The 14,813-nt window shown below is 40.9% G+C and carries 15 protein-coding genes; all 15 read left to right on the top strand.

Annotated elements, in window-relative coordinates; genetic code table 11:
- Positions 1 to 7 precede the first annotated feature (7 nt).
- On the top strand, positions 8 to 1,750 hold the full coding sequence (locus QYC40_RS17765) for a tetratricopeptide repeat protein (RefSeq protein WP_301991577.1): 1,743 nt from the start codon (positions 8 to 10) through the stop codon (positions 1,748 to 1,750).
- 115 nt (positions 1,751 to 1,865) lie between these two features.
- Complete coding sequence (locus QYC40_RS17760; protein ID WP_301991575.1) at positions 1,866 to 2,246, top strand: NADH-quinone oxidoreductase subunit A; 381 nt, start codon at positions 1,866 to 1,868, stop codon at positions 2,244 to 2,246.
- A gap of 28 nt (positions 2,247 to 2,274) precedes the next feature.
- Positions 2,275 to 2,829, top strand: a complete 555-nt coding sequence (locus QYC40_RS17755; protein WP_149527482.1) for an NADH-quinone oxidoreductase subunit B — start codon at positions 2,275 to 2,277, stop codon at positions 2,827 to 2,829.
- Entirely contained in the window at positions 2,822 to 3,325 is a 504-nt protein-coding gene (locus tag QYC40_RS17750) for an NADH-quinone oxidoreductase subunit C (RefSeq protein WP_301991573.1), read from the top strand. The genes QYC40_RS17755 and QYC40_RS17750 overlap by 8 nt, the downstream gene beginning before the upstream one ends.
- Positions 3,326 to 3,339: 14 nt before the next feature.
- Positions 3,340 to 4,575 carry an NADH-quinone oxidoreductase subunit D gene (locus tag QYC40_RS17745; RefSeq protein WP_301991572.1) on the top strand — a complete coding sequence of 412 codons (1,236 nt, stop codon included), beginning with the start codon at positions 3,340 to 3,342 and terminating at the stop codon, positions 4,573 to 4,575.
- A complete protein-coding gene (gene nuoE, locus QYC40_RS17740) occupies positions 4,568 to 5,095 on the top strand; it encodes an NAD(P)H-dependent oxidoreductase subunit E (protein WP_301991571.1) in 528 nt (175 codons plus the stop codon). The genes QYC40_RS17745 and nuoE overlap by 8 nt, the downstream gene beginning before the upstream one ends.
- A gap of 4 nt (positions 5,096 to 5,099) precedes the next feature.
- Positions 5,100 to 6,455 (top strand): NADH-quinone oxidoreductase subunit NuoF, encoded by a 1,356-nt coding sequence (gene nuoF / locus QYC40_RS17735; RefSeq protein ID WP_301991570.1) that lies wholly within the window; start codon positions 5,100 to 5,102, stop codon positions 6,453 to 6,455.
- A gap of 23 nt (positions 6,456 to 6,478) precedes the next feature.
- A complete protein-coding gene (locus QYC40_RS17730) occupies positions 6,479 to 7,495 on the top strand; it encodes a 2Fe-2S iron-sulfur cluster-binding protein (RefSeq protein ID WP_301991569.1) in 1,017 nt (338 codons plus the stop codon).
- A gap of 12 nt (positions 7,496 to 7,507) precedes the next feature.
- Positions 7,508 to 8,548 carry an NADH-quinone oxidoreductase subunit NuoH gene (gene nuoH / locus QYC40_RS17725; RefSeq protein WP_301991567.1) on the top strand — a complete coding sequence of 347 codons (1,041 nt, stop codon included), beginning with the start codon at positions 7,508 to 7,510 and terminating at the stop codon, positions 8,546 to 8,548.
- A 6-nt stretch (positions 8,549 to 8,554) separates the two neighbouring features.
- Complete coding sequence (locus QYC40_RS17720; RefSeq protein ID WP_149527476.1) at positions 8,555 to 9,082, top strand: NADH-quinone oxidoreductase subunit I; 528 nt, start codon at positions 8,555 to 8,557, stop codon at positions 9,080 to 9,082.
- 3 nt (positions 9,083 to 9,085) lie between these two features.
- Positions 9,086 to 9,592, top strand: a complete 507-nt coding sequence (locus tag QYC40_RS17715; protein WP_301991562.1) for an NADH-quinone oxidoreductase subunit J — start codon at positions 9,086 to 9,088, stop codon at positions 9,590 to 9,592.
- Entirely contained in the window at positions 9,585 to 9,914 is a 330-nt protein-coding gene (gene nuoK / locus QYC40_RS17710; RefSeq protein WP_153512829.1) for an NADH-quinone oxidoreductase subunit NuoK, read from the top strand. The genes QYC40_RS17715 and nuoK overlap by 8 nt, the downstream gene beginning before the upstream one ends.
- Before the next feature lie 29 nt (positions 9,915 to 9,943).
- Positions 9,944 to 11,866, top strand: coding sequence for an NADH-quinone oxidoreductase subunit L (gene nuoL / locus QYC40_RS17705; protein ID WP_301991559.1), 1,923 nt, complete (start codon positions 9,944 to 9,946; stop codon positions 11,864 to 11,866).
- A 19-nt stretch (positions 11,867 to 11,885) separates the two neighbouring features.
- Positions 11,886 to 13,334: a NuoM family protein gene (locus QYC40_RS17700; protein ID WP_301991557.1), complete on the top strand. Its 1,449-nt coding sequence runs from the start codon at positions 11,886 to 11,888 to the stop codon at positions 13,332 to 13,334.
- Positions 13,335 to 13,353: 19 nt separating this feature from the next.
- Entirely contained in the window at positions 13,354 to 14,736 is a 1,383-nt protein-coding gene (locus QYC40_RS17695) for an NADH-quinone oxidoreductase subunit N (RefSeq protein ID WP_301991556.1), read from the top strand.
- The last annotated feature ends 77 nt before the right edge of the window (positions 14,737 to 14,813 follow it).

Here is a 14,813-nt window from a genome sequence, read left to right as displayed (position 1 = left end):
ATAGATTATGACAAACAGCAAATTATTTTTAAGTCTTTTGTTAGCGGGTGCTGTAGGCACAGTGAGTGCGCAAAGTTTAAAAGACGCAAAAGCTGCTATCGAAGCGGAGCAATATGATAAAGCTAAGGGCATGCTTCAGCAACTAGTAGAGAAAAAAGCGAAAGATGGTGAGAACTATTTTTATTTGGGTCAAATTCACTTAGTGAATGATAAGATTGATTCGGCTGCTTATGTTTTTCAACAAGGTGTAACAAACGCTCCAAAAGAGAAATTAAACGTTGTCGGATTGGGTATTGTTGAGTTGGAAAAAGGTAATGTTGCTGGCGCTGAGTCGAAATTTACTGAAGCTACAACTGGCCTTGGTAAGAAAGATTATTTACCATTGTACTACATCGGTAGAGCTTACATTGATGCTCCTAAACCGGACTACAAAAAAGCGGTTGAGTATTTAACAAAAGCGAAAGAAGGCGGTCCTAAAGACGCGTTAGTTCCTACAGCTTTAGGAGATGCTTATGCAGGTTTACGTGAGAGTAGCCCAGCATACGTAGCTTACCGTGACGCTTTAACGTTAAATGATAAGTTATTGGCACCTAAAATTGGTCAGGCAATCATCTCTCGTCGTGCACAAGCATATGACGTGGTGTTAGAGCAATTGACGACGCTAGCAGGTGAGAACCCTGAATATGGTCCGATCTACCGTGAATTAGCGGAGACATACTACTTATCTTCGAAGAAAGCACCAGAAGATCAATATCGTGAGATTAACCAAAAGGCAGTAGAAAACTATAAAAAGTACTTGTCTTTAACAGGTGATGCTTCCCTTGACGCGAAAGTACGTTACGCTGACTTCTTGGTTTATTCGGGTAACTACGATGAATTGAAAACAGTTTCTCAACAGTTATCGAATCAAGCAGGCGTGGATGCGAAAGTATTCCGTTACTTAGGATATATCTCATTCTTACAGGATAAAGATTATGCAAAATCTTTAGAGTATATGAATCAGTTATTCTCTAAAGTAGATACTAGCCGTTTAATCGCGCGTGACTACTTAATCAAAGGGATGAATGAAATCATTGCAGGTAACGATGCTCAAGGAAATGCAGATCTTAAGATCGCTATCGCGAAACAAAGTGAAGATGAGAACTTAGATGAGGAAGTAGCAGAAACTGCATTCGCTAAATTACAAGATGGCGAAGAGGAAGTTGCTAGAAAGTTATTTGCTTTCCCAGCTTCAAACCCAGAGTCTGATTACTACTACGATTCTAACTACTACATGGGTACAGGAGAGTACGGTGTAGGATCGAAATTAGTAAGTGTTCCAGAAGGCGAAGCTACTCCAGAAGTTGTTGCGGCTAAATTCCAAGAGGCAAAACCTCACTTAGAATCGGCTGTTAAATCATTGGATTTAGTAGCTAAAGCGACAAAACAAGAGGTTATTGACAAGTATAAAGTGAATGCATTATACTTCAAAGGCTTATCTGAATTAGCTTTAGACAACGTGATTCACGATGCGGAGAACGCTAAAGGATTGTTCGTTGGTTCATTTACGGAGTTATTAGCAGCGATTGCAGCTAGCACAAACTTGACAGATGCTCAAAAAGCATACGCTGGCGATGCTCATAACTACTTAGGTTACTATGCATATTTGAAAGGTGATACAGCTAAAGCGAAGACTCACTTTGCTGAATCGTTGAAAATCAATGCAGAGGATCCATTCGCAAAACAAATGGTTGATGTACTAAATCAATAGTAATTTATAATCATTCAAAATAAACAAAAAGGGGCTTTTGGTGACAAGAGTCCCTTTTTTTTATGACTTATTTTTATATTTTTGTTAGACTACTAATAAACTTTAAGCTAAAGGTATGAATGAACTAGCAGGTCAGAGCACACCAATCGATTATCTACCCATTTTAATCCAATTATTTGTAGCAGTGGGGTTTGGAGTGACGACGATCATCGGTACGCACCTTATTGGTCCTAAGGTTAGGACTGAAAATAAACTTGGCGCATTTGAGTCAGGGGTCGAGGTTGTTGGGAATGCCAGACAGCCCTTCTCTATTAAATACTTCTTGGTCGCAATTCTATTCGTGATTTTTGATATCGAGGTTATATTCATGTATCCTTGGGCAGTGAACTTCAGAGAGTTCGGATGGCAGGGTCTTGTTGAAATGTTTGTTTTCATGGGCTTGCTGTTATTAGGGTTTATTTATATCATCAAGAAGAAAGCCTTGGATTGGGATTAATCTGAACTTTCCTTAAAAAAAAACTGAAATGAGCAATATTACCTTATCAGATGCGCCTCCGGGTGTTGAAGGTGCAGGATTTTTCGCAACGACGTTGGATAAAGCCATTGGATTAGCGCGTGCTAACTCTCTATGGCCGCTTCCATTTGCGACTTCCTGCTGTGGGATCGAGTTTATGGCTACGATGGGTAGTACATATGATTTAGCGCGATTTGGTGCGGAAAGGCCGAGTTTCTCTCCACGCCAGGCCGATATGCTGTTGGTGATGGGAACTATCGCTAAGAAAATGGCGCCAGTACTGAAGCAGGTGTATACACAAATGGCAGAACCTCGTTGGGTTATTGCTGTAGGTGCATGTGCTTCCAGCGGTGGTATCTTTGATACCTATTCTGTCTTGCAGGGGATCGATGAGATCATTCCTGTTGACGTCTATGTGCCAGGTTGCCCTCCACGTCCTGAAGCAATCTTAGATGGCGTGTTGCGCCTTCAGGATATCGTGAAAAATGAATCGTTAAACAGAAGGAATACTCCGGAGTATAAAGCACTCTTGGAGAAATACGGAATTGCGACAGACAATGGATAAGTTGACAAATCAGCAAGTATTAGAAAAGCTACAGGCGCAGTTCGGTGATAAGATTCTGCATGTAGCAGAGCCGAAGGGCCTACTAACCATAGTAACAGATAAAGCAGATATTATTGAAGTCCTTCGTTTACTGAAGGAAGATGATGCTCTGCAATTTATCTATTTGACTGATATCACGGCTGTGCATTATCCGGAATTGGAAAAGGCATTTGCTGTTGTTTATCATGTTCATAGTTTGATATTCAATGTTCGAGTTCGTATTAAAGTGTTTTTAGATAAGCAAAATCTAAGCATTCCATCTGCAACTGTTTTATGGAATGGTGCAAATTGGATGGAGCGTGAGACCTACGATTTCTTCGGGATTGATTTTGAAGGTCATCCGGATTTAAGAAGAATTTTGAATATGGATGATTTAGGTGTTTTTCCTATGCGTAAGGAATATCCATTAGAGGATCCGAACCGTGTAGATAAGAAGGACTTTTATTTTGGACGTTAAGTGAATTCGCTATCATGAGTAAACCAATAACCCGTATTTCAACAAACAGCCCTGTTTTCGAGGATAATGATCCTCAAGACGAGTTGATAACCCTGAATATCGGTCCTACACACCCTGCTACGCATGGTGTGTTTCAGAACGTTGTACAAATCGACGGCGAGCGAATTGTAAGTGGTGTTTCGACCATTGGCTATATCCACCGTGCTTTCGAGAAAATTGCGGAGCACCGCCCTTTTTATCAGATTACGCCTTTAACGGACCGTTTGAACTATTGTTCGTCGCCTATTAACAATATGGGCTGGCACATGACGGTGGAGAAACTGTTGGATATTGAGATTCCAAAACGTGTGCAGTATATGCGCGTTATCGTGATGGAGCTTGCCCGTATTGCCGATCATATCATTTGTAATGGTATTTTGGGTGTTGATACAGGTGCTTTCTCGGGTTTCTTGTATGTGATGCAAGAGCGCGAGTTTATTTATGAAATATACGAAGAAATATGTGGAGCTCGATTAACGACTAATATTGGTCGTATCGGCGGTTTTGAGCGTGATTTCAATGATGTTGCCTTTGCAAAGATCAGAGAATTCCTGGTTCGTTTTCCTCCGGTATTGAAGGAGTTCCAAGAGCTTTTCGATAGAAATAGAATTTTCGTTGAACGTACTTCGAATGTAGCGGCTGTTACTCCGGAAGAAGCGTTGAGCTACAGTTGGTCAGGTCCGATTTTGAGAGCTACTGGCGTGGATTATGATGTGAGAGCACATTCGCCGTATTGCTCCTATGAGGAATTTGATTTTGATGTTCCGGTAGGAACCAACGGAGATGTATATGATCGCTACATGGTACGTAATGAAGAGATGTGGCAATCGATGCGTATCATCGAACAGGCTTTGGAAAAGATTGAAAAAGAGCCGAAAGGCGTTTTTCATGCGGATGTTCCAGATTTTTATTTGCCACCAAAAGAGCAGGTGTACACCAATATGGAAGCATTGATCTATCACTTTAAGATTGTGATGGGCGAATGGGATGCTCCAAAAGATGAGGTTTACCATGCTGTGGAAGGTGCAAATGGCGAACTTGGATTTTATCTGGTTCATGATGGTGGTAGAACACCCTATCGCTTGCACTTTAGAAGACCATCTTTCATCAACTACCAGATGTTTGCTCCAATGAGCAGCGGCATGTTGATTTCTGATGCGATTATTAATATGAGTAGTTTAAATGTTATAGCAGGAGAATTAGATGCTTAGTGTTAAAGAAAACCTTATTGTCGATTTTTCGGCAGAACTATTGAACAAGTTTTCAGATGTAGTGAGCCGATATCCCGCGGATAAACAAAAGTCTGCACTTCTGCCTATACTTCATTTAGTTCAGGAAGAATACGGATGGTTGAGTGTGGATGCTATGGATAAAGTAGCGTTGTTTTTAAATATTCAGCCGATTGAAGTTTACGAAGTAGCAACCTTCTATACCATGTTCTTGCTTCAACCGCAAGGGAAGTACCTGTTAGAGATATGCCGTACTGGGCCTTGTTGCCTAGTGGGTGCAGAAAGAATCATGGGGCATCTTGAAAAAACATTGGGCGTTAAGGAAGGCGAGATTACTGCGGACGGTCTTTTCTCGTGGCGAGGCGTAGAATGTTTGGCAGCTTGTGGCTTCGGGCCAGTATTACAGATTGGTCCTTCCTACACATTCTACGAAAACCTAACGGAGGAAAGCGTAGACAAGCTTATTAACGAATTAAAGGAAAAAGCGAAAAGCGAGGCTTAAGCATATGGGACGTAAATTATTATTAGAACATATACAGGTACCAGGTATCAATACACTTGCCGTTTATCGGGAAAAGGGTGGGTACCGTGCTGTTGAGAAGGCTTTGAAGACTATGTCTCCAGAAGATGTTGTGGAAGAAGTAAAGAAATCAGGGCTTCGTGGTCGTGGTGGTGCAGGATTCCCGACAGGAATGAAATGGAGCTTTTTAGCAAAACCGGAAGGTGTTCCACGTTATTTAGTATGTAATGGAGATGAGTCTGAGCCAGGTACTTTTAAGGACCGGTTCTTAATGACACATATTCCTCATGCTTTGCTTGAAGGTATGATTGTTTCTAGTTATGCATTAGGAGCAAATACCTCCTATATCTATATCCGTGGCGAGATGATGCCGCAGATTCGCATTATGGAAAAGGCGATTCAAGAGGCAAAAGAAGCGGGTTGGTTGGGAAAGAATATCCTTGGGACGGGTTATGACTTAGAAATCTATGTTCAGCCTGGAGGAGGAGCCTATATATGCGGCGAAGAGACAGCTTTGCTGGAGTCCTTAGAGGGGAAACGCGGTAATCCGCGCATTAAACCTCCGTTTCCTGCGGTAGCTGGTTTATATGGATGTCCTACCGTTGTAAACAATGTTGAATCTATCGCTGCAACTGTTCCTATTATTAATGATGGGGGCGAGGAGTATGCGAAGATTGGTATCGAAAGAAGTACGGGAACCAAATTGATATCGGCTTCCGGAAACTTAGTAAAGCCTGGGGTATACGAAATCGAAATGGGGCTTCCGGTTGAAGAGTTTATCTTCTCGGATGAATATTGTGGAGGAATTGCTAACGGCAAGCGATTAAAAGCTGTCGTTGCAGGAGGTTCTTCCGTGCCTATTTTACCCGCAAATCTAATAACCAAGACGATCAACGGCAATCCTCGTCTGATGACCTATGAATCTTTAGCTGATGGAGGTTTCATTAGTGGAACAGCCATGGGTTCTGGTGGATTTATCGCATTCGATGAAGATCAGTGTATTGTGAGAAATACCTGGAATTATACGCGATTCTATAGACATGAGAGCTGTGGACAATGTTCACCATGTCGCGAAGGAACGGGTTGGATGGAAAAACTACTTTATAAGATAGAATCGGGTAATGGTAGTTTAGAGGATATTGATCTTTTATGGGATATTCAACGTAGGATTGAAGGGAATACTATTTGTCCATTGGGGGATGCTGCGGCATGGCCGGTGGCAGCCGCCATTCGTCACTTTAGAGATGAATTTGAATGGCATATTCTTAATCCGCAAGAGTCTCAACAAAGAAACTATGGTTTAGCTCATTATGCTGATCCATTAGAACCGGTGACTCAGTAGCAGCTATTTTAAAGATCGAGACGATGGCAGAAGAAATTCAAAAGTTTAAAGTTAGTATCGATGGAATCACGATTGAAGTGGATCCTGGAACGACTATATTGAATGCAGCACGTCAAATTGGTGGGGATATTGTACCGCCAGCGATGTGTTACTATTCTAAATTAGAAGGCAGTGGCGGTAAGTGCCGCACATGCCTGGTAAAAGTAAGTAAGGGTTCAGAGAAAGACGCTCGCCCGATGCCTAAGCTTGTTGCTTCTTGTAGAACAACGGTGATGGACGGTATGGAGGTACAGAATATTACGTCTCCAGACGTGGTAGAGGCGAGAAAAGCAGTGGTGGAAATGCTGTTAATCAACCATCCTTTGGATTGTCCAGTTTGTGATCAAGCGGGAGAATGTAAGTTACAGGACCTTGGTTATGAGCATGGATCGGTAAATACGCGCTATGAATTCGAAAGAAGAACATTTGATCGCGTAGACCTTGGCGATAAGATTCAGCTTCACATGAACAGATGTATATTATGCTACCGCTGCGTGTATACAGCTAACCAACTCACAGGTCAACGTGAGCATGGCGTCATCTATCGCGGAGACCACGCTGAAATCTCTACTTTTATTGAGAATGCCTTAGATCATGACTTTATCGGAAATGTCATTGACGTTTGTCCTGTTGGGGCATTGACGGATAAGACCTTCCGTTTTAAAAATAGAGTATGGTTTACCAAACCTGTAGATGCACATCGTGATTGTCCGACTTGTTCCGGAAAGGTAACACTATGGTACAAGGGAACCGATGTTATTCGTGTGACGGGTAGAAAAGATGAGTATGATGAGGTAGATGAGTTCATCTGTAATACTTGTCGTTTTGAGAAGAAACATACCGATGATTGGGTTTTAGAGCATCCAACCGATGTGAGCGATCAGTCTGTAATTGCTTCAAACCATTATTATGCATTTAATCCACCAGCTGTAATTAAGGATAATCCTCAATTGAAGGAAGCCAATGTGGAACAGCTAGCGCGATCTGAAAAATTAAAGTAATAGGAAGGGAAGATGGAAACAGCCTTTATTTTAGAAAAATTAATTTTAGTGGTTATTATATTCGTAATCACTTTGGTCATTGCCATGTACTCTACCTTAGCTGAGCGGAAGATCGCAGGCTTTATGCAGGACCGTTACGGACCTGATAGAGCGGGTATTGCAGGTATTTTACAACCTTTATGTGACGGTGGTAAGTTCTTCTTTAAAGAAGAGATTATTCCTGCCGGGGCGCATAAAGCCTTATTCGTACTCGGTCCAACCTTGGCCATTATTACCGCCTGTATCAGTTCGGCCGTAATTCCTTGGGGACAAAATCTAACGATCGGTGATAATACGATATCGCTACAAGTTGCAGATGTCAATATTGGGGTATTATACATCTTCGGTGTTATTGCATTAGGTGTTTATGGCATTATGCTAGGTGGTTGGGCATCTAATAACAAGTTCTCGCTAATGGGAGCTATTCGTGCTGCTTCGCAAAGTATTTCTTACGAGATCGCTATGGGACTGTCGATTATTGCTCTTTTGATGGTCACTCAGACCTTATCTATAGGTGAGATTGTCGCTCAACAATCTGGTTTTGTAAACTGGAATATCTGGGTTCAGCCATTGGGATTCCTAATCTTTATGGTTTGTGCATTCGCGGAGTGTAATCGTGTGCCTTTTGACCTTCCTGAGTGTGAAACCGAACTTGTTGGTGGATATCATACGGAGTATTCTTCAATGAAGCTTGGTTTATATATGTTCTCGGAGTATATTAATATGTTCGTGTCTTCATCGTTGATGGCCGCATTATATTTCGGAGGATATAACTTCCCATTCATGTATGACTTGGGACTTTCTGAAAACTGGATTACCATCATCGGTGTTTTGGTATTCTTCTTAAAGATTTTCGGATTTATCTTCTTCTTTATGTGGATTAGATGGACCTTGCCAAGGTTCAGATATGACCAATTAATGAATTTAGGATGGAAAATGTTAATACCTCTTGCGATTGCGAATATCGTATTGACCGGGGTAATAACAATTGTTGTTGATGAATATTTTAAATAATTTGGTATGCAATCCTTATCGAATAGAAAGAAAGTATTAGAACAAAAGCCGATGAGCTTTTGGGAAAGAATATATTTGCCGGCGATCGCGAAGGGCTTATCCATTACGATCAAGCACTTTTTCAAGAAGATTCCGACAATTAAGTATCCTGAAGAGATTCGACCTTACTCTAAAAACTTCCGTGGACAGCATTCGTTAAAGCGTGATGAACTTGGGAGAGAGCGTTGTACAGCTTGTGGATTATGCGCCTTATCTTGTCCTGCAGAAGCTATCACGATGACAGCCGGCGAGCGTAAGAAAGGTGAAGAGCTGATGTATCGCGAAGAAAAGTACGCTGTGGTTTATGAAATCAATATGCTGCGCTGTATTTTCTGCGGATTATGTGAGGAAGCATGTCCTAAGGAAGCGATTTACTTGGATGGAAAGCACGTAACAGCCGATTATCTACGTAAGGACTTTATTTATGGAAAAGATAAGTTGTTGGAACCAAAGTTCGATATCACGAAATTAAATCAACAACCAATTACTAACTAAGAGATGACGATATTTTATTTTGTAGCATTCCTATCTATATTCTTTGCGTTGATGACCATCTTCACAAAGAATCCGGTACATAGTGTTTTGTACCTGGTGATAACCTTTGCAACTTTTACCGTTCATTATATTTTACTTAATGCACAGTTCCTCGCCGCTGTAAACTTTATTGTTTACATGGGTGCTATCATGGTACTATTCCTTTTTGTGCTCATGCTGTTAAACTTAAATAAAGATACCGAGCCGATGCGTTCTAATCTGGTAAAGATTATGGGTGTTGTAGCAGGTATGTGTCTTATCGTAACATTCTTAGGCGCGTTTCGCCTATTGGAGTCTAACAACGAGATGGTGCAGGGACATGAGAACATTGGTTTAGTGAAGAACTTGGGGAAAGTCCTTTTTAGAGATTTTCTTTTACCATTTGAGATTTCCTCGATCCTGCTATTGACAGCGATGGTGGGAGCCGTACTATTAGCGAAAAAAGAAACACGAGTTAAACAAAATGGATAGTCTTATTCAAAATATGCAGGGGATTCCCCTAAATCATTATTTGATTTTCTGCAGTATTATTTTTGCGATCGGAGTAACCGGTGTACTCATTCGTCGTAATGTCATCATTATTATGATGTCGATTGAGCTCATGTTGAACTCAGTGAACCTATTATTAGCTGCTTTTTCTGCTTATCGCGGAGATCCCAGCGGACAAGTATTCGTGTTTTTTATTATGGCTCTTGCAGCGGCAGAAGTAGCTGTGGGGCTAGCCATCATCATCATGGTATATAGAAATACGAAATCGGTGGATATAGAATCCTTAAGTAAATTAAGGTGGTAATTAGAAAAGCATTTAGATAGAAACTAGATATGATAGAATTAATTTGGGCCATACCATTAATTCCCTTTTTAGGATTCGTGATTGTGGGATTGTTGCGAAATACTTTCCCAAAGCCATTGATTTCAATAATTGGTTGTGGTGTTATATTAACGTCTTTCTTGCTAAGCTGTGGTGTATTTAAAGAAGTATACGAAGCGAGGCAGTTAGGGGAAGACGGCATTTTTGTAAAAGAGATTTTCAATTGGTTTACCGTTGGAAACTTTAGCGTAGACATTAAATTCTTGGTGGATCCCCTGAGTGCAATCATGTTATTGATCATCACAGGCGTAGGATTTCTGATTCACTTATATTCTGCTTGCTATATGGACGGAGATCCAGGCTTTGGCAAGTACTTTTCCTACTTAAATCTCTTCGTATTCTTCATGTTGCTATTGGTCTTAGGATCAAATTACCTCGTGATGTTTATCGGATGGGAGGGCGTTGGACTTTGCTCGTATCTATTAATAGGGTTCTGGTATAAGAACAGTACTTATGCGAAAGCAGCGAACAAAGCCTTTGTGATGAACCGAATCGGAGACTTAGGATTCCTGATCGCGATGTTCTTTATCATCTTCAACTTTGGGTCTTTAGAATACGGTGCAGTATTTACAGAAGCAGGCAAATTACCAATGGGGGATATCACCTTATTGACTATCACATTATTATTATTTGTTGCTGCAACTGGTAAATCCGCACAGATTCCATTGTTTACCTGGTTGCCGGATGCGATGGCCGGACCAACACCGGTATCTGCCCTGATCCACGCAGCGACGATGGTTACAGCAGGTATTTATATGATTGCGCGCTCGAACATCATGTTTACTCTTTCCCCAGTAACCATGCAGATCATTGCAATCATAGGTATAGCAACAGCTTTAATTGCAGCCTTTATTGCAATTACACAAAACGATATTAAGAAAGTATTAGCTTATTCAACGGTATCTCAGTTAGGATATATGTTCTTAGGCTTAGGCGTAGGAGCCTTTACCGGCGCATTCTTCCACGTTTTAACGCACGCATTCTTCAAAGCCTTATTATTCTTAGGTGCAGGATCGGTAATCCATGCGATGAGCAATGATCAAGACATGCGCTCTATGGGAGGGCTTAAAAAAGCCATGCCGATTACCTACGTAACGATGTTGCTTGGTACCATCGCTATTGCTGGGATTCCTCCTTTATCAGGATTCTTTTCAAAAGATGAGATCCTAGCACATGCGTTCGCTGCCAATCCAATCTTTTGGGTCTTAGGTTTCTTGGGCGCATTGTGCACTGCATTCTATATGTTCCGCTTATTATATTTAACCTTCTTCGGCGAATTTAGAGGAACGACAGATCAAAAGAATCATTTACATGAGTCGCCGTGGCAGATGACGGTTCCTTTAATCGTATTGGCTATCTTATCGGTAGTCGGTGGTTTATTAAATATTCCGGAAGCATTAGGTGGCGGACATTGGTTAGCCAATTTCCTAAGCCCAGTATTTCAGCAAACGAACGCGATCGTTGAACCTTTCCACATGGAACATTCAACAGAGTTTATCCTGATGGGAGCTTCCGCAGTGGGAGCTATTGTGATGGCATTCTTCGCGTATAATAAATATGTGAAGAAAAATGATATCCCTGTCGCGGATGCTGAAGCGCCGACAACAGGCTTATATAACTTGTCTTACCAGAAACTATACATCGATCAGATCTATAATACTTTCTTTGTTCGCCCTTTGAATGGTCTTTCTAAATTCTTACACCGCATAGTCGAACTATCAGGTATTGACAGTCTGGTGAATGGAATAGGTGAGATGTTTGTTTCTTCTGGAAAGGGAATCAGACAATTACAAAGTGGCCATGTTGGGTTTTATATTTTCATGATGGTAATAGGCGTTATTGCGATCATGTTGTATGGATTATTTACCGTCTAGTAAAAGAATTTAGGAATCAATGGATAACCTTTTTATACTGCTGCTATTACCTGTTATAAGTGCTATTATCCTAGCATTTATCAAATCCTCATCTGCAAGATGGGCAGCATTGCTTTTGTCGCTATTACAACTGGGATTGACCATCCCTTTCATATGCAATTTCATTCCGGATGCCAGCATTCAATTTGCGCAATCTTTCTCTTGGATTGAGAGTCTTGGCATAAACTTTCAAATCGGAATCGACGGAATTAGCCTGCCGATGGTCATCTTAACCAACGGATTGATCCCCTTGATCATATTGGCAAGTTTCGCACATAATAAATCAGGGAATTTCTATGCCCTGATATCCTTTATGCAAGCCGGTTTAGTATTGGTATTTGTTTCTTTGGATGCTTTCTCTTTCTATGTAGGATGGGAAGCCGCGCTTATTCCAATCTATTTTATTTGTGCATTATGGGGCGAAGGAGATCGTATTCGCGTGAATCTAAAATTCTTCATCTATACCTTCTTCGGAAGTTTATTGATGTTGATTGCGATTATCTACTTATATCAACAAACAGGAACTAATGATCTATCCTGGGCAACACTGACCAACCTATCCCTAACAGAAGGGTCTCAAACTTGGGTGTTCTGGGCTTTCTTTATTGCATTTGCGATTAAGATCCCTTTATTCCCAGTTCATACTTGGCAACCCGATACCTATACCCATGCACCTGCCGCAGGTACCATGCTGCTTTCAGGTATCATGTTGAAAATGGGGCTTTTCGGATTGTTGAGATGGTTGCTTCCGCTTGCACCACAAGCAGTAGCGCAATACGGTACATTCGCTATGATATTAAGTATCATCGGCGTAGTCTATGGATCACTGATTGCCTTTAAGTTGAATGATGCTAAACGCCTAATTGCATATTCTTCGATTGCGCACGTAGGTTTAATCTCAGCTGGGATATTCTCTTTGACACAAGAGGGATTGCAAGGTGCTATCATTCAAATGATAAACCACGGTATCTCCGTTGTGGGTTTATTCTTTGTCATTGACATTATTCAACAGCGTACTGGCTCTAGAAACTTCGCTGATTTAGGAGGTCTTGCATCGCGCATGCCAATTCTGGCAGCATGTTTCCTTATTATCATTATGGGTGCTATTGGATTGCCCTTGACAAATGGATTCATCGGTGAGTTTCTTTTATTAAAAGGGATTTTCAGCTACACCGATCATGGCGTATGGTTCGCAGTATTTGGCGGAACTACACTGATTCTAGGTGCGGTTTATATGTTACGCCTATATCAAAAAACCATGTTGGGGAATATCTCCGACACCAATATGGTTGTAACAGACATAAAAGGAGTAGAAGTATTAGTATTAGTACTGATCGTTGCATTGGTTATTCTAATTGGTATCTTGCCAAACATGTTATTGAATATCTCCGAAGCATCGGTTAATCAATTATTACAACAGATTAAATAGAACAAGTTAACAATATATTATGGGTGCGATTATTACGCTTTCTTTATTAGGTATTCTTATTTTGTATTTGGGCTTGTTCAAAGCAAAGAATGCATTGTTGCCTGTAAGCATCTTAGGACTACTGGGGGCATTGGCGTTTGAGGTGTATTATTGGAATGTTGAGGCGGTTACTTTGTATAAAGGAATGGTTCTATTTGACCATTTTGCACTATCATTTTCCATGGTATGTATCTCTTTGACAATATTGATCTTATTTCTTTCTAAAGAATACTTCAATAGCTTCTCCGATAACATAGCGGAGTATTATACACTGATTATTTTCTCCTTAACCGGAGCGTTATTGGTTAGTGCATACCATAATTTCGCGATGTTGTTTATCGGCTTAGAGATCATGTCGGTAGCTTTGTATATCCTCGTAGGTATTCGTCGAAAAGATAAGGCGTCAAACGAAGCGTCGTTGAAGTATTTTCTGATGGGAGCTTTCTCTACAGGCTTCTTATTGTTCGGAATTACGCTAATGTATGGCGCAACAGGAACGTTCGACCTCACCGCTTTAAAAGACTACATTATCAATAATCCGACTGGCATATCTCCTTTATTTTATGGAGGTATCCTATTGATGTTGGTGGGACTTTGTTTCAAAGTCGGCGTTGCACCTTTCCATTTCTGGACACCAGATGTGTATGACGGTGCGCCAATCCTAATCACCAGCTTCATGAGCACGGTGGTGAAGATTGCGTCTTTCGCAGGTTTCCTCCGTTTGTTCAGCACGGTTCTAATTCCGTTGAATGAATTCTGGACACCCATCTTATTGACGATTGTAATCATTACACTTTTCGTAGGGAATATCTCGGCATTAATGCAGACCAGCTTTAAGCGTATGATGGCATACTCCAGTATCTCGCATGCTGGCTATATGTTGTTTGCAATTCTTTCCATTGGCGCAACATCCGCATCGGGGATTTTAACTTATGCAGTTGCCTACGGTCTTTCTTCGATCATTGCGTTTGGAGCATTGATTCTGGTAAAACGTCATATTGGATCGGATCAATTCGAATCCTTCAACGGTTTAGGCAAGAAGAATCCAGGATTAGCATTTGCAATTACCATTGCTATGCTTTCACTTGCTGGTATTCCTTTAACTGCTGGATTTATCGGTAAGTTCATGATGTTCAGTACGGTAATGAACGATTATCATACCGTGTTGTTGATCTTAGCAGCAATCAATGCCGCAATTGGTATCTTCTACTACTTCCGTGTGATTGTTCATATGTACTTTATGAAGTCCGAGGAAGAATCCAAGCTACAACTTCCAATGAACTTCCAGCTTGTGTTCGGATTAGCTGTAATCTTAACCATTCTGATTGGTATTTATCCAGATCTGATTATCCGATTGATTTAAAAACTGAAATAAAACATGCAGCCCCGATAGTTTTCTATCGGGGCTTTTTTCTGAAAACCTCTATTTTCATTTAGGAT

Source organism: Sphingobacterium sp. BN32, from assembly GCF_030503615.1.
Lineage (GTDB): Bacteria > Bacteroidota > Bacteroidia > Sphingobacteriales > Sphingobacteriaceae > Sphingobacterium.
This window is presented reverse-complemented; position numbering and strand designations above follow the sequence as displayed.

Excerpts from the sequence above, each read along its gene's own strand:
- QYC40_RS17765 (WP_301991577.1), top strand. The coding sequence starts at position 8 with ATGACAAACAGCAAATTATTTTTAAGTCTTTTGTTAGCGGGTGCTGTA.
- QYC40_RS17760 (WP_301991575.1), top strand. The coding sequence starts at position 1,866 with ATGAATGAACTAGCAGGTCAGAGCACACCAATCGATTATCTACCCATT.
- QYC40_RS17755 (WP_149527482.1), top strand. The coding sequence starts at position 2,275 with ATGAGCAATATTACCTTATCAGATGCGCCTCCGGGTGTTGAAGGTGCA.
- QYC40_RS17750 (WP_301991573.1), top strand. The coding sequence starts at position 2,822 with ATGGATAAGTTGACAAATCAGCAAGTATTAGAAAAGCTACAGGCGCAG.
- QYC40_RS17745 (WP_301991572.1), top strand. The coding sequence starts at position 3,340 with ATGAGTAAACCAATAACCCGTATTTCAACAAACAGCCCTGTTTTCGAG.
- nuoE (WP_301991571.1), top strand. The coding sequence starts at position 4,568 with ATGCTTAGTGTTAAAGAAAACCTTATTGTCGATTTTTCGGCAGAACTA.
- nuoF (WP_301991570.1), top strand. The coding sequence starts at position 5,100 with ATGGGACGTAAATTATTATTAGAACATATACAGGTACCAGGTATCAAT.
- QYC40_RS17730 (WP_301991569.1), top strand. The coding sequence starts at position 6,479 with ATGGCAGAAGAAATTCAAAAGTTTAAAGTTAGTATCGATGGAATCACG.
- nuoH (WP_301991567.1), top strand. The coding sequence starts at position 7,508 with ATGGAAACAGCCTTTATTTTAGAAAAATTAATTTTAGTGGTTATTATA.
- QYC40_RS17720 (WP_149527476.1), top strand. The coding sequence starts at position 8,555 with ATGCAATCCTTATCGAATAGAAAGAAAGTATTAGAACAAAAGCCGATG.
- QYC40_RS17715 (WP_301991562.1), top strand. The coding sequence starts at position 9,086 with ATGACGATATTTTATTTTGTAGCATTCCTATCTATATTCTTTGCGTTG.
- nuoK (WP_153512829.1), top strand. The coding sequence starts at position 9,585 with ATGGATAGTCTTATTCAAAATATGCAGGGGATTCCCCTAAATCATTAT.
- nuoL (WP_301991559.1), top strand. The coding sequence starts at position 9,944 with ATGATAGAATTAATTTGGGCCATACCATTAATTCCCTTTTTAGGATTC.
- QYC40_RS17700 (WP_301991557.1), top strand. The coding sequence starts at position 11,886 with ATGGATAACCTTTTTATACTGCTGCTATTACCTGTTATAAGTGCTATT.
- QYC40_RS17695 (WP_301991556.1), top strand. The coding sequence starts at position 13,354 with ATGGGTGCGATTATTACGCTTTCTTTATTAGGTATTCTTATTTTGTAT.